The organism is Pseudomonas sp. FG6 (assembly GCF_057809015.1).
This window is the reverse complement of sequence record NZ_JBMDJD010000021.1, coordinates 40,248-59,749: the sequence shown is the minus strand read 5'-3', so window position 1 is coordinate 59,749 and position 19,502 is coordinate 40,248. Positions and strand designations below refer to the sequence as shown.

Sequence of the window (19,502 nt, the reverse complement as noted above, 5' to 3'; positions counted from 1 at the left end):
CCACAAAGCCTTGCTCTGACAGGGTTTTGTGGTTCTGCGGCTTAACGGCGACCGAGCAGCAAGCCCACCACCAACCCCAGACCGGCGCTGATCGCTACGGTTTGCCACGGATGGCCGCCGATGTAGTTTTCGGTCGCATCGACCATCGGACGGGTACGTTCCCGGGCGCTGGCGAGCGCATCCAGGGCCTGTTGCAGTTTGTGCGAGACCTGGCCGCGCAGGTCGTCAGCGTCTTCGCCGACCAGCGAAGCGCTGCTCTTGAGCAATTTTTCCGATTCCTCGATCAACGCCCGCAGTTCGCTGAAGGCCTGGTCCTTGATCTGTTCCCCGTTCGATTGCACGGTACTTTTATGTGCCATTGAATGACTCCTTGTTGAAGATGGCCTTGAACTATGGAGTGTTGCGCCGGCTTGAAAGTTGCCGTGTACGAGCGCAGCACGATCCATTCATGAAATCCTGGTCCCACGGTGTAAGATGGCGCCTATTTACGCAACAGGTATTTCCCATGAGTTTCAATCTGGCTGACAAGCCCCTGGCCGAGCGCGCCGCGCTGGAAGACGAGAAATCCCGACTCTTTGAACTGTGGCAAAACAACCTGGGCAAGGCCAAGGGCGAGGCCGCCCGACTGTTCGGCGAGCGCTCCAAGCGCAAGGGCAAGTGGGCCGAGTGGGTGCGCTCCGAACTGGACGGCATGTCGCCGCCAGAATACGCGAACATGGTGCGAAGCGAAGTCAACCGGCTGATGGCGGCCAACAAGTAAGCCTCACGTGAAAACTGCGACAATCGCCTCGCGAACCTTGTCCACTGCCGGATCCCGCTGGGTGTGGGTTCGCCAGCCCAGCTCGATGGGGTAGCGTGGCAAGTCCAGGGGGCAGGGCAGCAGCGCCAGGCCACCGAGGGCCGCAATGGCCCGGGCGGCGTGCCCCGGGATGGTCGCCACGGCCTGGCTGCCCTTGAGCAGGAACGGCAGCGCGGCAAAATGGGTGGTCGAAGCGCAGACCCTGCGGCTCAGGCCGAGCCCGGCCAAGCCTTCGTCGGTGATGCCGACAAAACCTTGCGAAGACACCAGCAGATGCTCCCGTGCCACGAACGCCTCCAGATCCCACGCAGATTGACCCGGCGAGAGGCTGGCAGGGTCGACGAGGCAGGCATAGTCGCCTTCGCCCAACACCTGCCGGCTGAGCAAGCGCTGGCTGAAACCGCCCGCCGTGATCGCCAGGTCGAGGCTGCGCTCCATCAGGGCGCGGCCGACGATCTGGCTATGGGTCTGGCGAAAGATCAACCGTAGCCCTGGCGCGCGTCGCGCCACGTCCTCGATCAGCGAGCGGCCATGGGCGATCTCGAAATCGTCGGACAGCCCGACGATGACCGAGCGCCCCTCATAGTGGCTGGCGAGCGGATCGACCATCGACAGGCTCTGGCGGCATTTATTCAAGGCATCGCTGATGACCGGTTTCAGCTGGTTGGCTCGCAAGGTGGGCGCCAGGCCGCGACCGGTGCGCACGAACAGTTGATCGTTGTACAGATCGCGAAGCCTGCGCAGGGCTGCGCTGATGGCCGACTGAGTCACGCCCAGGCGCAGAGCGGCACGGCTGGCGCTGGATTCCTCGTGCAAGGCTTCGAAGGCCTTGAGCAGGTTGAGGTCGACATCGGTGATATTCATTTGGCTCATATCATTTAGCAGCGTTTCGGTCTTTATTCATGATCAGCCGCGGCATGAGAATCAGCAACACCTGATGATCACGGAGTCGAAAACATGCCCAAATCCATCGTTGCTGCCCTGCAGATCGGTTCCTTGCCCGGCGGCAAAGGCGAAACCCTGGCGCAGATTCTTTCCTACGAAGACGCCATCCGCGAGGCCGGCGCGCGTCTGGTGGTGATGCCCGAGGCGCTGCTGGGTGGCTATCCCAAGGGCGAAGGCTTCGGCACGCAACTGGGTTACCGGCTGCCGGAGGGTCGCGAGGCGTTTGCCCGCTATTTCGCCAATGCCATCGACGTGCCAGGGGTGGAAACCGAAGCGCTGGCGGGGCTTTCGGCGCGGACAGGGGCGAGCTTGGTGCTGGGCGTCATCGAGCGGGTGGGTAGCACGTTGTATTGCACCGCGCTGTACTTCGAGCCCGATGCGGGGCTGGTGGCGCGGCATCGCAAACTGATGCCCACCGGCACCGAGCGGCTGATCTGGGGCAAGGGCGATGGTTCGACGCTGCCGGTGATCGACAGCCAGGTCGGTCGGGTCGGCGCGGCGGTGTGCTGGGAGAACATGATGCCGCTGCTGCGCACGGCGATGTACGCCAAGGGCGTGGACGTCTGGTGCGCGCCGACCGTCGATGAGCGGGACATGTGGCAGGTGACCATGCGCCATATCGCCCACGAAGGCCGTTGTTTCGTGGTCAGTGCCTGCCAGGTCCAGGCTTCCCCGCAGGCGCTGGGCATCGAGGTGGCGCACTGGCCGGCCGAGCGTCCGTTGATCGCTGGCGGCAGTGTGATCGTCGGGCCCATGGGCGACGTGCTGGCCGGCCCGTTGAAAGACACTGCCGGGCTGCTGGTCGCGCAAATCGACACCGATGAACTGGTGCGGGCACGTTATGACTATGACGTGGTCGGGCACTACGCCCGGCCGGATGTCTTCGAACTGGTGGTGGACGAGCGCGCCAAGCCTGGTGTGCGCTTCATCGGCTGATTCACCACGGCTCGCTGGCGCCCGGCAGGTCGAGCGTGCCACGGTCGACGAAGCGCATCGTGCCGAACGCCCCTCCGGCGAGCTTGCCCTTGAGCACGTAGGGCAGGTTATCCAGGCTTTGGGTCTGGCTCAGGCCCAGGGTCTGGCGCAGCACGGAAAACGCAGAAATGCTTACCGGGACGCTCACGATCGTTTCGGAGAATCGCGGGATGGAACCCGCCTGGTCACTGACGCCCGTGGCCAGCGTCCGGTCGTTCACCTCCAGGTCAAGCGCCACGCCGTTGTAGTCGATGGCGGTTTCGTTGGGGTTTTGCACCCGCAGTTTCACCGCGAAGCGCATCTCCAGGTCCTGGTTGGGCAACGGCTCGATGCCGACCACGTTGATGTTCAAGGGATCGCGGTGCGGGAAGAGGGCGCAGGCGCTCAGGCCGAGCAACATCAGGACAAGGGAAAGGCCGAGGATTCTGCGCATGGGTAGGCTCTCGAAAAATGAAAAGCTCGGAAGAGCACGATAACCCAATGCGCTCTAAAGCAACCACAATCCCTGTGGTGAGGTAATGCTGTTCACTTAAGGTGTTTGAGCCTTTGTGGCGAGGGAGCTTGCTCCCGCTGGGCTGCGTAGCGGCCCTGAACCAACCACCAGGGGGATCAGGTTGCTCGCATTCAACCTTTTGGGGCTGCTGCGCAGCCCAGCGGGAGCAAGCTCCCTCGCCACAAAAGCGTTGCCACAAAAACATCCTGCCAGGTCCTGGCCACGAGGATTTTCAGGACTGAGAAGCTCCTGACAATTTCTGACACCAGCCTCTGCTAATCTGCGTCAACTTTTTCCTTGCGAGCCATTCATCGTGTCGCGTACCACCCGGCTGCTCACGTTGCTGCAAGTCCTGCGGGGCAAGCGTTGCCCGGTCACCGCTGCGACTTTGGCGGGTGAACTGAAAGTCTCCGAGCGCACCTTGTACCGCGACATCGCCGAACTCACGGCCCTGGGCGCGCCGATCCAGGGCGAGGCGGGCATCGGTTATGTACTGCGCAGCGGCTTGTTCCTGCCGCCGCTGATGTTCACCGCCGATGAAATCGAGGCCATTGTGCTGGGCTTGCGCTACGTCGATCAGCGTGGCGACGAGGTGCTGGGCAAGGCCGCCGCCGATGCGCTGGCGAAGGTCGCCGCCGTGCTGGCGCCGGACGTGCGCGACGCCTTGCGCAACCCCACGGTACTGCCCGGCCCGCCGGGTTGCGGCTATCCGCAGAACATCGTCGAACTGAACGTGTACCGCCAGGCCATTCGCGCCCAGGCCAAATTGCACATCGACTACGCCGACGTGAACAAGATCCCGAGCCAGCGCCTGATCTGGCCGCTGGCGCTGGGTTTTTTCAATGAGGCACGGGTGGTGGTGGCCTGGTGCGAGCTGCGCGGGGCCTATCGGACTTTTCGCACCGACCGGATTGCCGCTGCCACCGAGCAGGGCGAGCGTTATCCGGGGCGGCGCAGCGACTTGCTGCGGGACTGGTTCGCGCTGATGAAGCTGGACGAAACCGGGCGTTTCACTCCTGACAAAAACTGACACAACGCTGTTCTAGCATGGTGCCAGATCGATAAAACAAGGAGCCATGCCATGTCCAATCCCGTCTCTTCCCTGGCCCCGGCCATTGCCGGCTACATCGCGGCGGCCAACGCCCGTGACAGCTCGGCGGTGACGCGTTTCTTCGCCGAGGACGCCAACGTGTTCGACGAAGGCCAGCACCGCGTGGGCACCCAGGCCATCGCCCAATGGATGGAAGACACCGCCCGGCGCTTCCAGCCACGGGTGGAAGTGCTCAATGTGCAACAACGGACCGGCAAGGTTCTGGTGCACAACCTGATCTCGGGGACCTTCCCCGGCAGCCCGCTGGAGCTGCGCTATACCTTCCGGCTCGATGAGCAGGGGAAGATCAGTCGGTTGGATATCTCCATCTGAAGAGTCACACGCCGGAACGCTGTGGCGAGGGAGCTTGCTCCCGCTGGCCTGCGAAGAAGGCCCAGGTTTTTTGGTTGACACAAATTCTTGGGGCCACTGCGCAGCCCAGCGGGAGCAAGCTCCCTCGCCACCGGGCTTGGTGCGGAGTCAGTGGGGAGTGTATTGAGCACAGGGCGTAGAGTTGTAGCTCATCGACCCTCGCTGTCATGGCATACTCCCCACCTTCGTTTTCCGGACCTGGGCCGTATGACTTTCGATTCCCCCTTGAGCGCCTGGCAGCACGCCATCGAGTGCAACGGCTTCGTCCAGGACGAGGCCCAGGAATTAGCCATCATGGCGCTGGAGCAATGCCACAAGGCGTTGCACGAGGGTCAGAAGTCCATCAAGGGGGTCTACCTCTGGGGGCCGGTGGGTCGCGGCAAGACCTGGTTGATGGACCGCTTCTACGAAAGCCTCAAGGTCCCGGCCCGGCGCCAGCACTTCCACCATTTCATGGCGTGGGTCCATCAACGCTCGTTCCAGCTCACCGGCACGCCGGACCCGTTGCAGGCCCTGGCCCGTGAGTTGAGCGCAGAAGTGCGGGTGCTGTGTTTCGATGAGCTGTTTGTCAGCGACATCGGCGATGCCATCATCCTCGGGCGCTTGTTCCAGGCGATGTTCGAACTGGGCATGGTGATGGTGAGCACCTCCAACCTGCCGCCGCAAGAACTCTACGCCAATGGCCACAACCGCGAACGCTTCCTGCCGACCATCAGCGCGATCGAGCAGCACATGCAGGTGGTGCCGGTGAATGGCTGGCAGGATCATCGCCAGCATCCAGGCCAGTTGCAGCAACGGTATTGGCTGCGCGAACCCGGGCAAGCCGACCCGTTGGAAAATATCTTCACTCAATTGACCGCCGGACAGGCGCTGGGCCGCGAGCCCGTCGAGGTTGGCCATCGCCTGCTCGTACCGCTCCAGGCCAGCGATACGGTGCTGTGGAGTCGCTATCGGGACTTGTGCGAGCAACCGTTCTCGGCCGTGGACTTCATGGCGCTGTGCGACCGCTTTAGCGTCATCCTGCTCAGTGACGTGCCGTGCCTGGGCGCCGAACAGCGCGAAGGACGCATCGCCCGTGGCACCGAGGACGGCGTCGAACGGGTCGAGGCCGGTGATCGCGAGTTGCCGCAACTGTCGGTCAACGACGACGGCGTGCGACGTTTCATCGCCCTGGTCGACGAATGCTATGACCGCAAGGTGCCGCTGTACCTGTCGGCGCCGGTGCCGATGGATGAGTTGTACACCGAGGGCTATCTGCAATTCCCGTTTCGCCGTACGCTCAGTCGCCTCCAGGAAATGCAATTGCAACGTTTTGGTCAGCCCGCCTGACCTGTATCCGCCGAAGGCCCAGGGCCGCCGGTACCGTCGAAGTGAGAGAGTCATCATCATGGAAGAAACCAAGGGCATTCTCGTACTGCAAGCCAGCTACACCAACCCGGTCCACGCCGAAGCGATCTGCCATGTGCTCAACGGCTATGCGCAGGACCCGATGGGGAGCGGCCATCCGTTGCCGGCCGAAGTGCTGTTACACCTGCCTGGCGAACTGGCCAAGCGTCCTCATGCGTTCAGCGTGCTGGCATTCGTCAATGGCGAACCGGCGGGACTGGTCAACTGCTTCGAAGGGTTTTCGACGTTTGCCTGCCGGCCACTGGTCAATGTCCATGACGTGATGGTGATGGAGGCTTTTCGCGGGTTGGGGTTGAGCCAGAAGATGCTGCAGAAGGTCGAGGACATCGCCCGTCAGCGCGGTTGCTGCAAGATCACGCTGGAAGTGCTTGAGGGTAACGCGGTGGCCCAGGCCAGCTATGCCAAGTTTGGTTTTTCGGCGGGGATGTTCGATCCGGCTCACGGGCGCATGTTGTTTTGGACGAAGCCGCTTTGATGGCTCGATTCGGGTCGATCCCTTGCTCGCGATAACGCGCGCCCAAACACCGTAACCCCGTGGCGAGGGCGCATAAAAAAGGCCGCCGCAACCCGACGTTGCGGCGACCTGAGGGTGTGTACGAAATTGTTTGAAACGTAGGTTAGGCAAGGCAAAAAACGGCGAGGAAGCGGAGTTGACTAGTTGTCAATGAGCATTCCGAGCCGTTTTTTAACGCCGCATAACCAAGTTTCAAGCGATTTCGTACATAGCCAAGGGTGACATCCGGGAAGCGGCCCACGGCAGTGGGCCAAGCTGTCAATGGGCGCCGGCGGCCTTGTTCAAGTCGCTTTCGGCCCATTGGGTGTAGACGCATGCATCGGCAGTGGCCCAGCGCACGCGCACCGGGTCGCCGGCCTTGAGGGGCATGCCGGCGGCGGATAGCGCCTTGACGGTCATGGCAGTGCCACCGGAGGTCACGACGCTGCAGGTCTGGCTTTCACCGAGGAACAGCACCTCGACCACCTTGGCCGAGACTTCATTCCAACCGGCCGCGAGCGTTTCCTGGGCGGCTTGTTCAACACTCAGGGCCAGGGCTTTTTCCGGGCGCACCATCAGCAGTACGTCCTGGCCGGTTTGCAGGCCGGCGGTCAGGCGGATCGACAGCGACTGGCCTTCGAACGTGGCCACCGCGTTGCCTTGGGCCTTGAGCTTGAGGAAGTTGGAGTTGCCCAGGAAGGACGCGACGAAAGCATTCGGCGGGTTTTGGTAGAGGTCATAGCCGCTGCCCAGGCCGACGATCTTGCCGTGGCTGAAGATGGCGATGCGCTGGGACAGGCGCATGGCTTCTTCCTGGTCGTGGGTCACGTAGACGATGGTGATGCCCAGGCGCCGGTGCAACTGGCGCAGTTCATCTTGCAGGTCCTCGCGGAGTTTTTTGTCCAGGGCGCCGAGGGGTTCGTCCATTAACAGGATGCGTGGTTCGTAGACCAGCGCTCGGGCAATCGCCACGCGTTGTTGCTGGCCACCCGACAGTTGCGAAGGGCGGCGATGGGCGAATTGTTCCAGTTGTACCAGCTTGAGCATGGCGTCGACCCGGCGATCGCGTTCGGCCGGGGCCAGTTTGCGGATCGCCAACGGGAACGCGATGTTGTCGCGCACCGACAGGTGCGGGAACAACGAGTAACGCTGGAACACCATGCCGATGTCGCGCTTGTGCGGCGGTACGTTGACCAGGGATTTACCCTCCACCAGGATCTCGCCGCTGCTCGGGGTCTCGAACCCGGCCAGCATCGACAACGTGGTGCTCTTGCCTGAGCCGCTGGAGCCCAGGAAGGTCAGGAATTCGCCGTCCTGGATCTCCAGGTTGATGTTGTCCACGGCGGCGAAGTCGCCGTAGTGCTTGTTCAGGTTGCGCAGGCTGACCAGGGCCTTGTTGTTCTGGTGTGCGGGGTCTTTGACGGCACTCATCGGATTCTCCTAGGCGCTCAAGCGCTGATTTCATTGCGCCGGCGCAGGGCGGCGGCGATCACCATCACCAATACCGAGAGGCCGATCAGCAGCGTCGAAGCGACGGCGATCACAGGCGTCAGGTCCTGGCGCAGGGTGGTCCACATCTTTACGGGCAAGGTTTGCAGGGTGGGACTGGCCATCATCACGCTCAGCACCACCTCGTCCCACGAGACGAGGAACGCGAAGAGCGCGCCGGCCACCATGCCCGGGCGAATCGCCGGGAACGTCACCTTGAACACGGCTTGCAGGCGCGAGGCCCCGCAGATCACGGCGGCGTCTTCAATCGACTGATCGAACAGCTTGAGCGAGTTGATGATCGAGATGATGGTGAACGGCAGCGCGACGATCACGTGGCTGACCACGAAGGCGAACATCGTCCCGGTGTAGCCCAGTTTCAGGAACAGCGCGTACACCGCCACCGCAATGATCACCAGCGGCACGATCATCGGCAGGGTGAACAGGCCATAGAGCATTTCCCGGCCCGGGAAGCGCCCGCGCACCAGGGCAAAAGCGGTGGGCAGGCCCAGGGCCACGGCGCAGACGGTGGTCAGCAGCGCGACCTTGAGGCTGGCCAGGGCGGCGCTCATCCAGTCCGGGTTGGAAAAGAACTGGCCGTACCACTTGAACGTCCAGCCTGGCGGTGGGAACACCAACCATTGGGACGAGCCGAACGACAACAGCACGATGAACACGATGGGCAACAGCAGGAACAGCGCGATCAAGCCGGTGGTGAAGTACAGGCCGAACCGCATGCGCCGGCTCATGGCATTGGGGGTCAGGAGCATGACGGCTTACCTCGCATTGCTGGCACCCACCGGGGATTCCGGCTGGAGCTTCAGGTAGAAGTAGAACAACACCAGGGTGATCACCACCAACAAGGCGGCGCCGGCGCTGGCTAGGCCCCAGTTGAGGAACGACTGCACCTGCTGGATGATGAATTCAGGCAGCATCATGTTCTGCGCACCGCCCAGCAACGCCGGAGTCACGTAGTAACCCAGGGACATCACGAACACCATCAAACCGCCGGAGAACAGCCCCGGCCGACAGAGCGGCAGGAACACCCGGAAGAAGTTGGTCCAAGGGCTGGCGCCGCAGATGGAGCCGGCCTGCAGGATCATCGGGTCGATGGCCTGCATGGTGGCCTGCAACGGCAGCACGATGAACGGGATCATGATGTAGCTCATGCCAATCACCACACCGGTGAGGTTGTGCACCATCTCCAGCGGCTGATCGATGATGCCCAGGGCCATCAGTGTCTTGTTGACCACCCCGGACGCCTGCAACAGCACCAGCCAGGAATAGGTGCGAGCCAGCAGGCTGGTCCACATCGACAGCAGCACGATGTTCAGCATCCAGCGGCCCCAGCCACGGGGCACCAGCGTGATCGCCCAGGCCAGGGGAAAGCCCAGCAACAGGCTGAACACTGTCACCAGCCCGGCCACCGAGAAGGTGTTGAACAGCACCCGCGCATACGCCGAGTTGGCGAACAGCTGTTGGTAGTTGCCCAGGCCAGGCACCGGTTCCAGCACGCCACGCAGCAGCAGGCCGATCAGCGGTGCCAGGAAAAACAGCCCCAGGAACAGCAGGGCGGGAAGCAGGTTGCCGGCCCCGCGCCAGCGCTGGGCCAGCGACGGGGATTGTGGCGTGATGGCCCGGGTTGTCACACCGGCAGCGCCAGGGGCGCTCCCGGTGTGTGGGGTTGCCGTTGCCGACATTTTCATTTGACCAGCCATTCGTTCCACCGTGTCGCGATGTCCTGACCGTTCTTGGCCCAGTACGCGAAATCGAGCGTGATCTGATCCTTGGCGTAAGCGGTTGGCAGGTTAGGGGCGAGCACCGAATCCAGGCGCGCGATGCTGTCGACGTTGACCGGCGCATAAGCGGTCAGGTTGGAGAAGTCGGCCTGGCCTTTGGCGCTGCTGGCGTTGGCCAGGAACTTCATGGCGGCGGCCTTGTTCTTCGAGCCCTTTGGAATGACCAGGATGTCGGCCATGACCAGGTTCTGCTTCCAGCTCACGCCCACCGGTGCGCCATCTTGTTGCAGGGCATAGACGCGACCGTTCCAGAACTGCCCGAGGCTGGCTTCACCGGACGCCAGCAATTGCTGTGACTGCGCGCCGCCGCCCCACCAGACGATGTCTTTCTTGATGGTGTCGAGTTTCTTGAAGGCGCGATCCAGGTCCAGCGGGTAAAGCTTGTCTTGCGGCACACCATCGGCCAGCAAGGCCAGTTCGAGCACGCCGGGGCTTGGCCATTTGTACAGGGCGCGTTTGCCAGGGTAGGTCTTGGTGTCGAACAGGGCGGTCCAGTCCTGGGGTTTGCCGGCACCCAGCTTGCCTTCGTTGTAGCCCAGGACAAAGGAGAAGTAGAACGAGCCGACGCCATGATCGGACACGAAGCGCGGGTCGATCTTGTCGCGCTGCACGACCGAGAAATCCAGCGGTTCGAGCAGGCCTTCGGCGGCGGCGCGCAGGGCGAAGTCCGCCTCGACGTCGACTACGTCCCACTGCACGTTGCCGCTTTCGACCATGGCCTTGAGCTTGCCGTAGTCGGTCGGTCCATCCTGGACCACGGTGATGCCGCTGGCCTTGGTGAACGGATCGGCCCAGGCCTGTTTCTGCGCATCCTGAGTGCTGCCGCCCCAACTGACGAAGTTGACGCTTTCGGCCGCCATCGTTGCCTGGCTGGTAACGCTCAACAGGCCAGCAAAAAAGATTGCCGCTGCACTTTTCTTCAACACCATTTTCACGCCCTCATTGTTGTGTTTATTGAGCGGGTTTTTATGAGCCCGCTTATCGGGAGCTTCAGGTCCATCGGGTCTTGCGGTGACCGTGCCATGGGTGGATCAAGTGCGCGTTCCCTGCCGGATGCACTTTGGCTGAAGCGTTCGGTCTATGGAATATCATATTATGGTATTCCAAACTTTCTGCAAGCATTTTGCCGTACCGGCTATCTGGCTGAAGGTAGATTTTTCCCTTTCACCCCTGGGTCGAACCCACAGGGATATTTGTTATCCGGTGAAGGGGATGCTTTCCACCACCTCCAGGTCATACCCCGTCAGCCCCGCGTACTTGAGCGGTGGCCCCAGGTGGCGCAATTTGCCGACGCCCAGGTCCTGGAGGATCTGCGCCCCGGTACCTACTTCAGAATAGATGCGCGATTGGGAGCGGCTGAACTGGCGGGGCGGTTGGGTGAGTTGCGGTACGCGTTCGAGCAGTGCCTGGGATGATTCGTGATTGGCGAGCACGACCACCACGCCGCGACCTTCTTCGGCAACCCGCTGCAAGGCGGCCCACAGCGTCCAGTTGGACGGCCCGTTGTATTCGGCGCCCACCAGGTCGCGCAGCGGGTCGATCACATGCACCCGCACCAGGGTCGGTTCTTCCCGGCGGATGTCGCCCATGACCATGGCCATGTGCACGCCGCCTTCGATGCGGTCTTCGAAGGTGAACAAGCGGAAGGTGCCGTGCACCGTCGGCAGTTCCCGTTCACCGATGCGCACCACGGTGTGCTCGGTGCTCAGGCGGTAGTGGATCAGGTCGGCGATGGTGCCGATCTTGATCCCGTGCTTGCGGGCGAAGATTTCCAGATCGGGACGGCGGGCCATGGTGCCGTCGTCGTTCATCACTTCGACGATCACCGAGGCCGGGGTGAAGCCCGCCAAGCGCGCCAGGTCGCAACCGGCTTCGGTGTGTCCGGCACGCGTCAGCACGCCGCCTTCCTTGGCCCGCAACGGGAAGATATGTCCCGGCTGGACGATATCGTCAGGCCCGGAATCGGCGGCCACGGCGGCGGCAACGGTGCGTGCCCGATCAGCGGCGGAGATGCCGGTGGTCACCCCCGTGGCGGCCTCGATGGACACCGTGAACGCGGTGCTGAACACACTGCCGTTGCTCGGCACCATCTGTTCGAGACCCAACCGCTGGCAGTGCTCGTCGGTCAAGGTGAGGCAGATCAGGCCCCGGGCTTCCCGGGCCATGAAGCTGATGGCCTGGGCGCTGCAACAGTCGGCCGCCAAGAGCAGGTCGCCTTCGTTCTCGCGGTCTTCGTCGTCCACCAGCAACACCATCTTGCCCTGGCGGTAGTCTTCGATGATTTCCTGAATGCTGTTAAAGGCCATGTCGGGCTCTCTTTGTTTTCGATGAGGGTGCAGGATGGAATTACCTTGTGGTATACCATAATACAAAATAAACAGAGAGGTCACTATGAAGGCGTACTGGATTGCTCATGTGGATGTCACCGACCCGGATCAATACACCCAATACACGCAGCGGGCGCCGGCGGCGTTCGCCTTGTATGGCGGTCGGATGCTGGCCCGGGGTGGGCGCAGCGAGGCAATGGAAGGCAGGGTCACGCCGCAGCGCAGCGTGGTGATCGAGTTCGATTCCTACGAGCAGGCGCTGGCCTGCTACCACTCGGCGCAGTATCAGGAAGCCAAGCGCCATCGCAAGGATGTGGCGCGGGCCGAGGTGATCATTGTCGAAGGCGTGGCGCCTTGATGGGCTATCAGCGGATGAAGTGAATCTTGCCGCTGTCGTCGTTGCCCATGTAGATGCCATAGACCCCGGCCTGGCGTTCCTCGATGTACCGCTCGAGGATCTGCCGGATGGCCGGGTAATAGATGCTGTCCCAGGGAATGTCTTCTGGAGCGAAGAACTGACAGGCGAGGGTTTCCGGACCGAACTGGCCGGTGGCTTCCAGTGCGATGGCGCGGAAGATGATGTACACCTCGCTGATCTTCGGCACGCTGAAGATCGAGTAAGGCGAGACGATCTCGGCGCGTACCCCGGTTTCTTCCCAGACTTCGCGCACGGCTGCCTGTTCGGTGGTCTCGTTGCTTTCCATGAAGCCGGCCGGCAGGGTCCAGGTGCCGGGGCGCGGTGGGATGGCGCGCTGGCACAACAAGTACTTGCCGTCCTGCTCGATGATGCAGCCGGCAATGATCTTCGGATTGACGTAATGGATGTAGCCGCAGCCGCCGCACATCAGCCGCTCATGGGTATCGCCCGCCGGCAGGCGGTGACTCAGGTCACTGCCGCCACACTTTGGACAAAAGCTCGGGCTGAACATATCAGCGGTCTGTGCCAGGAACGATGCGAGGTTCTTTCAGGGCGATGGGCGCGGTGATCTCCGGGACATCGCCGGTTTCTTCCTGCTTGCGCTGCAAATACTCCAAGGCCACCTTGGCGGCGGCACGCACGTGGTCGACGCACGCCTGGTGGGCGGCCAATGGATCACCGCTCTTGATCGCTTCAACCATGCGTTCCATTTCCTGGTTGCTGCTGCCGCGACGGTTTTCCTGGGACACCGAGGTCGCCCGCAAGTAACTGATGCGTGCCTGCAACTGGCGCAACTGGGTGGCCGCGACGTGGTTGCCGGAACCTTCGAGCAAGACGTCATAGAAGCCCTGCACCGAATCGATGACCTGTTGCAGTTCGCCTTCCTTGAGCGCCTCGCGGTTTTCCGCCAGGGCTTTTTCCAGGGCCTTGATGTCCTTGGCCTTGGCTCGCAGGGTGAACAGCTGGACGATCAGGCCTTCGAGCACGCAACGCAGCTCATAGATATCGACGGCATCGGCCAGGGTGATGATCGCGACCCGTGGGCCCTTGGCGTCGGCGAATTCCACCAGGCCTTCGGACTCCAGGTGGCGCAACGCTTCACGTACCGACGTGCGGCTGACGCCCAGACGATCGCACAGGTCGCGCTCGACCAGGCGATCTCCCGGCAGAAGCTGGAAGTTCATGATGGCACTTCGCAATTTATCCAGCACGATTTCGCGCAGGGTGACGGGGTTGCGATTGACCTTGAAGCTGTCGTCGAGTGGCAGGCGTTTCATGGGGTCCGCTCTGTAATGTGGCTGGGCGGGCCGAACGGGCAGGATCCATGCGCGTTCTGGCCGGGCAGCCTGGGGTTAACTGGAGGCCTCGGCATCGGCTTCGGCGAAGGCTTCACGGGCAAGTCGGAAACTGTCTACGGCCGCAGGGACACCGCAATAGATACCGACCTGAAGCAAAATTTCGCGTATTTGCTCACGACTCAGACCGTTACGCAAGGCGCCGCGCACATGCAGCTTGAGTTCGTGGGGACGATTGAGCGCCGAGATCATCGCCAGGTTGATCATGCTGCGCTCCTTGAGCGACAAACCTTCACGGCCCCAGACATGGCCCCAGCAATATTCAGTGACCATTTCCTGCAACGGCCGGGTGAAATCGTCGGCGTTCTCGATGGAACGCTTGACGTAGGCCTCGCCCAGCACCTGGGTGCGGATCTTCAGGCCTTGTTCATACTTGTCGTTGCTCATCGTTGTGCGCTCCCAAAATCGTCGAGCCCGCCCATCAAGGTGTATTTGAGCTCCAGGTAATCGTCAATGCCGTATTTGGAACCTTCACGGCCCAGGCCCGAAGACTTGATGCCGCCAAACGGCGCGACTTCGGTGGAGATCAACCCTTCGTTGATGCCGACCATGCCGTACTCCAGGGCCTCGCTCATGCGCCAGGCGCGGCCCAGGTCGCGGGTGTAGCAGTAAGCCGCAAGGCCGAACTCGGTGTCGTTGGCCATCTGCACGGCCTCGGCCTCGCTGGCAAAACGGAAGACCGCCGCCAAGGGCCCGAAGGTTTCCTCCTGGGCGACTTTCATCTGTGCGGTCACGTCGGCCAGGACCGTCGGCTGGAAGAAACCGTGGCCCAAGGCATGACGCTCGCCGCCGCAGAGCAACCGGGCGCCTTGGGTGAGGGCGTCCTGGACGTGATCCTCGACCTTGGCAGCCGCGCGTTCGTTGATCAGCGGGCCCTGGTTGACGCCGGCATCGAAGCCGCTGCCCACGCTCAGTTGCGCCACGCGTTCGGCCAGGCGGGCGACAAACGCATCGTGGATACCGTCCTGGACGAGGAAGCGATTGACGCAGACGCAGGTTTGTCCGGCATTGCGGAACTTGGCGATCAGCGCGCCTTCCACGGCGCGTTCCAGGTCGGCATCGTCGAACACGATAAAGGGTGCATTGCCGCCCAGCTCCAGGGACACCTTCTTGAGCGTCGGCGCGCATTGGGCCATGAGCAACTTGCCGATGGCCGTGGAGCCGGTGAACGACAGTTTGCGTACCTGCGGGCTGGCGGTCAGTTCGCCACCGATGGCCAGCGCATCACCGGTTATCACGTTGAAAATGCCGGCGGGAATGCCGGCCTGTTCGGCCAGGGCCGCCATCGCCAGGGCCGAGAACGGTGTTTCCGGCGCCGGCTTGACGATGCACGGACAACCCGCAGCGAGCGCCGGTCCGGCCTTGCGGGTGATCATGGCGGCGGGGAAGTTCCACGGCGTGATGGCCGCCACCACGCCGATGGGTTCCTTGCTTACCACGATGCGCGCATCGGCCTTGTGGCTGGGAATGGTGTCGCCGTAGATGCGCTTGGCCTCTTCGGCGAACCATTCGATGAAGCTGGCGGCGTAGAGAATTTCCCCCTTGGCTTCCGGCAATGGCTTGCCTTGTTCGAGGGTGAGGATTTCGGCCAAGGCGTCGGCGTTCTCAAGCATCAGCCCGTGCCAGCGCTTGAGGGCTTGGCTCCGTTCCTTGGCGGTCAATCCGCGCCAGGCCGGCCAGGCTTTGTTGGCGGCCGCGATGGCTTGGCGAGCGTGTTCGGCACCGAGGTTCGGGACCTGGCCGATCCGTTCGCCAGTGGCCGGGTTGAAGATGTCCTGGCAAGCGCCATCGGGCGCTTCCAGCCACTGGCCGTCGATATAGGCCTGCTGGCGGAACAATTGCAAGGCTGCTGGGCTCATGCTGGCTCCTTAGGGAAATGGTCAACCTGTGGGTTTTGAGTACAGCCATCAGGCCAGCGCGGGCAGGGCGCCGAGCTTGCCTTTGTGATAGATCATCGGCGTGACCGGCTGCTCGGGCAGGATCAGGTTTTTCACCGCACCGACAATGATCGCGTGGTCGCCGCCGTCGTATTCGCGCCACAACTCGCACTCGATGATTGCCGTGGCCTTGCTCAGCAACGGGTTGCCCCGTTCACTCAAGTGCCAGTCGATGCCCTTGGCCTTGTCCTTGCCTTTACCGGCGAAGGCATAGGCTTCGGCGGTCTGGTCGCTGGACAGCAAGTGGATCGCGAACTGCTGGCTGTCGCGCAGGATCGGGTAGGTATCGGAGGCGTAGTTGGGGCAGAACAGCACCAGCGCCGGGTCGATCGACAGCGCGCTGAACGCGCTGGCGGTGATGCCGACGATATTCCCCTCCGTGTCCAGGGTGGTGACCACCGTGACGCCGGACGGGAACGAGCCCATGACTTCTTTGTAAATGCCGGGTTCGATCATTTCTCAGGACTCCTAGCGCATCACGAACGGGTCAGGCATCGGGGCCTGGGACAGGTTGATCCACACGGTTTTTAGTTCGGTGTAGGCCAGCACTGAATCGATGCCGCTTTCGCGTCCGTAGCCACTGTTCTTGAAGCCGCCGATCGGCGCCATGGCCGAGACAGCACGGTAGGTGTTGACCCAGATAATCCCCGAGCGAACGTCTCGGGCCAGACGATGGGCACGGCCCAGGTCGCGGGTCCAGATGCCGGCGGCGAGGCCGAACTGCGAGTCGTTGGCAATCGCCAGGGCTTCGGCTTCGTCCTTGAAGCGGATGACCGAGGCCACCGGGCCGAAGACTTCTTCCTGCATGATCTTCATCGAGTTGCGGTCGCATTCGAACAGGGTCGGTTCATAGAACCAGCCGTCGCCAGCATTTTGCGGGCGCTTGCCGCCCAAACGCAGGCGCGCACCTTCGGCGATGGCATCGGCCACCAGGCCTTCGACCACGGCCAGTTGTTGCGCAGTGGCCATGGGGCCCATTTCGCTGCTGTCGTCCTGCGGGTTGCCGATGCGGATGCGCTTGGCGCGTTCGACCAGGCGCGAGACGAATTCGTCGTAGATGTCGTCCTGCACCAGCAGTCGCGAGCCGGAAACACAGCTCTGACCGGAGGCCGCATAGATCCCGGCAATCGCACCATTGATGGCGCTGTCGAGGTCGGCGTCGGCAAAGATAATGTTCGGCGATTTGCCGCCCAGTTCCAGCGACAGCTTGGCGAAGTTTTCAGCGCTGCTGCGCACCACATGCCGGGCCGTGGCCGCTCCGCCGGTGAAGGCGATCTTGCGCACCAGCGGGTGGCGGGTGAGGGCGGCGCCGGTGCTTGGGCCGTAACCGGTGACCACGTTGACCACCCCCGGCGGAATGCCGGCTTCCAGCGCCAGGCGAGCCAGCTCAAGAATGGTTGCCGAGGCGTGCTCGGACGGTTTGATCACAATGGTGTTGCCCGCCGCGAGAGCCGGCGCCAGTTTGATCGCGGTCAGGTACAGCGGGCTGTTCCAGGGAATGATCGCCGCGACCACGCCCATGGCTTCGTGCACGGTGTAGGCAAACAGGTCTGGCTTGTCGAGGGGCAGGGTGCCGCCTTCGAGTTTATCGGCCAAGCCCGCGGTGTAGTGGAAGAACTCTGGCAGGTAGCCGACCTGACCACGGGTTTCGCGAATCAGCTTGCCGTTGTCGCGGCTTTCCAGCTGCGCCAGTTGTTCTTTGTTTTCGGCGATCAGATCACCGAGACGACGCAGCAGTTTGCCGCGCGCGGTAGCGGTCAGGCCGCGCCACGCCGGGCTGTCGAAAGCGGTCTGCGCAGCCTGCACGGCGCGCTCGACATCCGCTTCGTCGGCATCGGGCAATTCGGCCCAAGGCCGGGCCAGTGCCGGGTTCAGGCTTTCGAAGGTCTTGCCGGACAGGGCATCGACCCATTCACCGCCGATGCACATCGAAAAGCGTGTGAGTGTCATGCAACGATCCCCTTTATTGAATGTTGTCGGGAGTAGGCTTTGTCGAGAAATTCCAGCAGCATCTGGTTGACCAGGCGCGGCGACTCCACGGGCATCATATGCCGCTGCTCGTCGAGCACGGCAACCGTGGCGCCGGGAATCCGCTCGGCCAGCTGCCGGGCCATTTCCGGCGTTGAACCGGGGTCCAGTTCGCCCGTGGCGATCAGCGTCGGCGCCTGGATGTTGCCCAGGTCCTCGGCGCGGTACATGTCCTGGGTGGCGAACAGTTCGTAAGTGGTCAGGTAACCCTGGGGGTCGTTCTGCGCCAACGTCTGGCGCAGCGCGGCAATCTGCGCCGGGTTAGCCGCCTGGTACTCGCGGCTGAACCAGCGCGACAGCGCGGCCTCGGCATTGGCATCCGGCCCGTGTTCAGCGGCCTGGGCAGTGCGGGCGATAACGCCGGCACGCTGTTCGGCGCTGCGGTTGAACACGCTGTTGAGCACCACCAGGCCTTGCAGGCGTTCCGGGTAATGCAAGGCAAACGCCCGCGCCACCAGGCCGCCCATCGAGAAGCCGATCACCGTGGCCTGAGGCACTTGCAAGTGGTCGAGCAATTCTCGCAACTGATCGGCATAGCCCAGCAGCCCGGTACCGCTTTCGGGGCGCGGGCTGGCGCCATGGCCGAGCATGTCATAGGCAATCACCCGGTACTTCGTGGACAGGCCGACGACCTGGCCGCCCCACATTTCTTTGTTCAGGCCCACGCCGTGGATCAAGACCACGGGCTGGCCTTGGCCGGTCGCCAGGTAACTGGTGCCAGCCGGTGTGAGTTCAGCGGTGAGCCGAATCATGGAGCACTCCTGCATGCCTTTTTTATTGTGGTTGCCCAGGCTGGATCACTGTGCTTTTTCGGCGGCCAGTTCTTCCAGGTCGATGTAACGGTTGCCGATGCGCGGGTGAATTCGGCCGCCGTCGGCGCAACCCAGGACCACGACGATTTCGTCGGCGCGCGGGGCGTCTTCGATTTGCATTTCCAGGGTGATGTAGTGCGAACGCAGACCTTCATCGTCTTTGTGCATCATCGGAATCTGGATCGAGGTGCCCGGGCCGCCGCGTTTGTTGGTGAAGCTCAGGTAGCTCTTGGCCTTGACCGCTTCGCGGTAATGGTTACCGAAGCGCAGGGTGTGGATCACCGCTGAGGCGTGTTCGATCTCACCGTCGGCGCCGACCACGGCGGCCTTGCCATAGGCTTCGATCTTTTCCGCGCCGCCAATGATGCCCACCAGGCGTTCGACCATCAGGGCACCGAGGTCGGAGCAGTTGGCGCGGATTTCCGGTTTCAGGTCTTCGACGAAACCGCGACCCAGCCAAGGGTTCTTCATGACCACCGCCAGCCCGACCATGGTCACCGGCTTGTCGGTGGCCTTGCCGCCTTCGATGAAGGTTTCTTCGACATAGCTGACGATCTTGCGAATTTCGAAACTCATGAGCTGCTCCGTGGTGTATGGGGGTAAATCAAAAATAGTCTGTGCGTATGATGGTATACCATAATACCGAGAGCGCAAGAGGCCGCCGTGAGTTTGTTCAACAGGAGGCGACGGAAGGCGGCGGGGCGGGGCGATGAGTCAATAATTCCCCATTTGAGGGCGTTCGCTGCGTGTTAACCGGCGCTTTG

At 62.6% G+C, this 19,502-nt stretch carries 23 protein-coding genes; 7 read left to right on the top strand and 16 right to left on the bottom strand.

Annotated features, from left to right (window positions below):
- Positions 1–41: 41 nt before the first annotated feature.
- Positions 42–359, bottom strand: a complete 318-nt coding sequence (locus ACODSJ_RS15470) for an ElaB/YgaM/YqjD family protein (protein WP_489102554.1) — start codon at positions 357–359, stop codon at positions 42–44.
- Between the two features lie 146 nt (positions 360–505).
- Between ACODSJ_RS15470 and ACODSJ_RS15465 the strand changes: the two genes are divergently transcribed.
- A complete protein-coding gene (locus ACODSJ_RS15465; RefSeq protein WP_421136756.1) occupies positions 506–760 on the top strand; it encodes a hypothetical protein in 255 nt (84 codons plus the stop codon).
- 3 nt (positions 761–763) lie between these two features.
- Here ACODSJ_RS15465 and ACODSJ_RS15460 read toward each other — a convergent pair whose 3' ends face one another.
- On the bottom strand, positions 764–1,672 hold the full coding sequence (locus ACODSJ_RS15460) for a LysR substrate-binding domain-containing protein (protein WP_489102553.1): 909 nt from the start codon (positions 1,670–1,672) through the stop codon (positions 764–766).
- Positions 1,673–1,756: 84 nt separating this feature from the next.
- Here ACODSJ_RS15460 and ACODSJ_RS15455 point away from each other — a divergent pair, with 84 nt between their 5' ends.
- Positions 1,757–2,680 carry a carbon-nitrogen hydrolase family protein gene (locus ACODSJ_RS15455; RefSeq protein ID WP_489102552.1) on the top strand — a complete coding sequence of 308 codons (924 nt, stop codon included), beginning with the start codon at positions 1,757–1,759 and terminating at the stop codon, positions 2,678–2,680.
- A gap of 1 nt (position 2,681) precedes the next feature.
- Here ACODSJ_RS15455 and ACODSJ_RS15450 read toward each other — a convergent pair whose 3' ends face one another.
- Positions 2,682–3,152, bottom strand: coding sequence for an LEA/WHy family protein (locus ACODSJ_RS15450; RefSeq protein ID WP_489102551.1), 471 nt, complete (start codon positions 3,150–3,152; stop codon positions 2,682–2,684).
- A 373-nt stretch (positions 3,153–3,525) separates the two neighbouring features.
- Here ACODSJ_RS15450 and ACODSJ_RS15445 point away from each other — a divergent pair, with 373 nt between their 5' ends.
- From ACODSJ_RS15445 to ACODSJ_RS15430, 4 genes are all read left to right on the top strand, one after another.
- Entirely contained in the window at positions 3,526–4,242 is a 717-nt protein-coding gene (locus ACODSJ_RS15445; protein WP_489102550.1) for a helix-turn-helix transcriptional regulator, read from the top strand.
- 51 nt (positions 4,243–4,293) lie between these two features.
- Positions 4,294–4,635 (top strand): nuclear transport factor 2 family protein, encoded by a 342-nt coding sequence (locus tag ACODSJ_RS15440; protein ID WP_420232527.1) that lies wholly within the window; start codon positions 4,294–4,296, stop codon positions 4,633–4,635.
- Positions 4,636–4,881: 246 nt separating this feature from the next.
- Positions 4,882–6,003, top strand: coding sequence for a cell division protein ZapE (zapE, locus tag ACODSJ_RS15435; RefSeq protein WP_489102549.1), 1,122 nt, complete (start codon positions 4,882–4,884; stop codon positions 6,001–6,003).
- Between the two features lie 58 nt (positions 6,004–6,061).
- On the top strand, positions 6,062–6,556 hold the full coding sequence (locus tag ACODSJ_RS15430) for a GNAT family N-acetyltransferase (protein ID WP_489102548.1): 495 nt from the start codon (positions 6,062–6,064) through the stop codon (positions 6,554–6,556).
- A gap of 297 nt (positions 6,557–6,853) precedes the next feature.
- Here the strand turns inward: ACODSJ_RS15430 and ACODSJ_RS15425 are convergent, their stop codons facing one another.
- The 5 genes from ACODSJ_RS15425 to ribBA form a co-directional block, all read right to left on the bottom strand.
- Positions 6,854–8,005 carry an ABC transporter ATP-binding protein gene (locus tag ACODSJ_RS15425; protein ID WP_489102547.1) on the bottom strand — a complete coding sequence of 384 codons (1,152 nt, stop codon included), beginning with the start codon at positions 8,003–8,005 and terminating at the stop codon, positions 6,854–6,856.
- A 17-nt stretch (positions 8,006–8,022) separates the two neighbouring features.
- Entirely contained in the window at positions 8,023–8,832 is an 810-nt protein-coding gene (locus ACODSJ_RS15420) for an ABC transporter permease (protein ID WP_489102546.1), read from the bottom strand.
- A gap of 6 nt (positions 8,833–8,838) precedes the next feature.
- Positions 8,839–9,768, bottom strand: a complete 930-nt coding sequence (locus ACODSJ_RS15415; protein WP_489102545.1) for an ABC transporter permease — start codon at positions 9,766–9,768, stop codon at positions 8,839–8,841.
- Complete coding sequence (locus tag ACODSJ_RS15410; protein ID WP_489102544.1) at positions 9,765–10,790, bottom strand: ABC transporter substrate-binding protein; 1,026 nt, start codon at positions 10,788–10,790, stop codon at positions 9,765–9,767. Before ACODSJ_RS15410 ends, ACODSJ_RS15415 begins: the two co-directional genes overlap by 4 nt.
- Positions 10,791–11,057: 267 nt before the next feature.
- A complete protein-coding gene (gene ribBA / locus ACODSJ_RS15405; protein WP_489102543.1) occupies positions 11,058–12,167 on the bottom strand; it encodes a bifunctional 3,4-dihydroxy-2-butanone-4-phosphate synthase/GTP cyclohydrolase II in 1,110 nt (369 codons plus the stop codon).
- An 85-nt stretch (positions 12,168–12,252) separates the two neighbouring features.
- Between ribBA and ACODSJ_RS15400 the strand changes: the two genes are divergently transcribed.
- Positions 12,253–12,546 (top strand): DUF1330 domain-containing protein, encoded by a 294-nt coding sequence (locus ACODSJ_RS15400; RefSeq protein WP_489102542.1) that lies wholly within the window; start codon positions 12,253–12,255, stop codon positions 12,544–12,546.
- A gap of 7 nt (positions 12,547–12,553) precedes the next feature.
- Here the strand turns inward: ACODSJ_RS15400 and ACODSJ_RS15395 are convergent, their stop codons facing one another.
- From ACODSJ_RS15395 to ACODSJ_RS15360, 8 genes are all read right to left on the bottom strand, one after another.
- Positions 12,554–13,117 (bottom strand): NUDIX hydrolase, encoded by a 564-nt coding sequence (locus ACODSJ_RS15395; RefSeq protein ID WP_489102541.1) that lies wholly within the window; start codon positions 13,115–13,117, stop codon positions 12,554–12,556.
- A 1-nt stretch (position 13,118) separates the two neighbouring features.
- On the bottom strand, positions 13,119–13,883 hold the full coding sequence (locus tag ACODSJ_RS15390) for a GntR family transcriptional regulator (protein ID WP_489102540.1): 765 nt from the start codon (positions 13,881–13,883) through the stop codon (positions 13,119–13,121).
- 75 nt (positions 13,884–13,958) lie between these two features.
- Positions 13,959–14,348 (bottom strand): carboxymuconolactone decarboxylase family protein, encoded by a 390-nt coding sequence (locus tag ACODSJ_RS15385; protein ID WP_064677219.1) that lies wholly within the window; start codon positions 14,346–14,348, stop codon positions 13,959–13,961.
- Positions 14,345–15,820, bottom strand: coding sequence for an NAD-dependent succinate-semialdehyde dehydrogenase (locus ACODSJ_RS15380; protein ID WP_489102539.1), 1,476 nt, complete (start codon positions 15,818–15,820; stop codon positions 14,345–14,347). The genes ACODSJ_RS15385 and ACODSJ_RS15380 overlap by 4 nt, the downstream gene beginning before the upstream one ends.
- A 48-nt stretch (positions 15,821–15,868) precedes the next feature.
- On the bottom strand, positions 15,869–16,354 hold the full coding sequence (locus tag ACODSJ_RS15375; RefSeq protein WP_489102538.1) for a flavin reductase family protein: 486 nt from the start codon (positions 16,352–16,354) through the stop codon (positions 15,869–15,871).
- Positions 16,355–16,366: 12 nt separating this feature from the next.
- The gene (locus ACODSJ_RS15370) at positions 16,367–17,848 is read right to left on the bottom strand and encodes an aldehyde dehydrogenase (protein ID WP_489102537.1); all 1,482 of its coding nucleotides are present in this window, start codon (positions 17,846–17,848) and stop codon (positions 16,367–16,369) included.
- Entirely contained in the window at positions 17,845–18,678 is an 834-nt protein-coding gene (locus ACODSJ_RS15365; protein ID WP_489102536.1) for an alpha/beta fold hydrolase, read from the bottom strand. Before ACODSJ_RS15365 ends, ACODSJ_RS15370 begins: the two co-directional genes overlap by 4 nt.
- 45 nt (positions 18,679–18,723) lie before the next feature.
- Positions 18,724–19,314, bottom strand: a complete 591-nt coding sequence (locus ACODSJ_RS15360; protein ID WP_489102535.1) for an amino acid synthesis family protein — start codon at positions 19,312–19,314, stop codon at positions 18,724–18,726.
- Positions 19,315–19,502 lie beyond the last annotated feature (188 nt).

What these genes read in the sequence shown, in the direction of transcription:
- ACODSJ_RS15470 (WP_489102554.1), bottom strand. Translation starts at nt 359, where the DNA reads ATGGCACATAAAAGTACCGTGCAATCGAACGGGGAACAGATCAAGGAC.
- ACODSJ_RS15420 (WP_489102546.1), bottom strand. Translation starts at nt 8,832, where the DNA reads ATGCTCCTGACCCCCAATGCCATGAGCCGGCGCATGCGGTTCGGCCTG.
- ACODSJ_RS15410 (WP_489102544.1), bottom strand. Translation starts at nt 10,790, where the DNA reads ATGGTGTTGAAGAAAAGTGCAGCGGCAATCTTTTTTGCTGGCCTGTTG.
- ACODSJ_RS15460 (WP_489102553.1), bottom strand. Translation starts at nt 1,672, where the DNA reads ATGAGCCAAATGAATATCACCGATGTCGACCTCAACCTGCTCAAGGCC.
- ACODSJ_RS15375 (WP_489102538.1), bottom strand. Translation starts at nt 16,354, where the DNA reads ATGATCGAACCCGGCATTTACAAAGAAGTCATGGGCTCGTTCCCGTCC.
- ACODSJ_RS15360 (WP_489102535.1), bottom strand. Translation starts at nt 19,314, where the DNA reads ATGAGTTTCGAAATTCGCAAGATCGTCAGCTATGTCGAAGAAACCTTC.
- ACODSJ_RS15400 (WP_489102542.1), top strand. Translation starts at nt 12,253, where the DNA reads ATGAAGGCGTACTGGATTGCTCATGTGGATGTCACCGACCCGGATCAA.
- ACODSJ_RS15365 (WP_489102536.1), bottom strand. Translation starts at nt 18,678, where the DNA reads ATGATTCGGCTCACCGCTGAACTCACACCGGCTGGCACCAGTTACCTG.
- ACODSJ_RS15370 (WP_489102537.1), bottom strand. Translation starts at nt 17,848, where the DNA reads ATGACACTCACACGCTTTTCGATGTGCATCGGCGGTGAATGGGTCGAT.
- ACODSJ_RS15415 (WP_489102545.1), bottom strand. Translation starts at nt 9,768, where the DNA reads ATGAAAATGTCGGCAACGGCAACCCCACACACCGGGAGCGCCCCTGGC.
- zapE (WP_489102549.1), top strand. Translation starts at nt 4,882, where the DNA reads ATGACTTTCGATTCCCCCTTGAGCGCCTGGCAGCACGCCATCGAGTGC.
- ACODSJ_RS15465 (WP_421136756.1), top strand. Translation starts at nt 506, where the DNA reads ATGAGTTTCAATCTGGCTGACAAGCCCCTGGCCGAGCGCGCCGCGCTG.
- ACODSJ_RS15440 (WP_420232527.1), top strand. Translation starts at nt 4,294, where the DNA reads ATGTCCAATCCCGTCTCTTCCCTGGCCCCGGCCATTGCCGGCTACATC.
- ACODSJ_RS15380 (WP_489102539.1), bottom strand. Translation starts at nt 15,820, where the DNA reads ATGAGCCCAGCAGCCTTGCAATTGTTCCGCCAGCAGGCCTATATCGAC.
- ACODSJ_RS15430 (WP_489102548.1), top strand. Translation starts at nt 6,062, where the DNA reads ATGGAAGAAACCAAGGGCATTCTCGTACTGCAAGCCAGCTACACCAAC.
- ribBA (WP_489102543.1), bottom strand. Translation starts at nt 12,167, where the DNA reads ATGGCCTTTAACAGCATTCAGGAAATCATCGAAGACTACCGCCAGGGC.
- ACODSJ_RS15395 (WP_489102541.1), bottom strand. Translation starts at nt 13,117, where the DNA reads ATGTTCAGCCCGAGCTTTTGTCCAAAGTGTGGCGGCAGTGACCTGAGT.
- ACODSJ_RS15455 (WP_489102552.1), top strand. Translation starts at nt 1,757, where the DNA reads ATGCCCAAATCCATCGTTGCTGCCCTGCAGATCGGTTCCTTGCCCGGC.
- ACODSJ_RS15425 (WP_489102547.1), bottom strand. Translation starts at nt 8,005, where the DNA reads ATGAGTGCCGTCAAAGACCCCGCACACCAGAACAACAAGGCCCTGGTC.
- ACODSJ_RS15390 (WP_489102540.1), bottom strand. Translation starts at nt 13,883, where the DNA reads ATGAAACGCCTGCCACTCGACGACAGCTTCAAGGTCAATCGCAACCCC.
- ACODSJ_RS15385 (WP_064677219.1), bottom strand. Translation starts at nt 14,348, where the DNA reads ATGAGCAACGACAAGTATGAACAAGGCCTGAAGATCCGCACCCAGGTG.
- ACODSJ_RS15450 (WP_489102551.1), bottom strand. Translation starts at nt 3,152, where the DNA reads ATGCGCAGAATCCTCGGCCTTTCCCTTGTCCTGATGTTGCTCGGCCTG.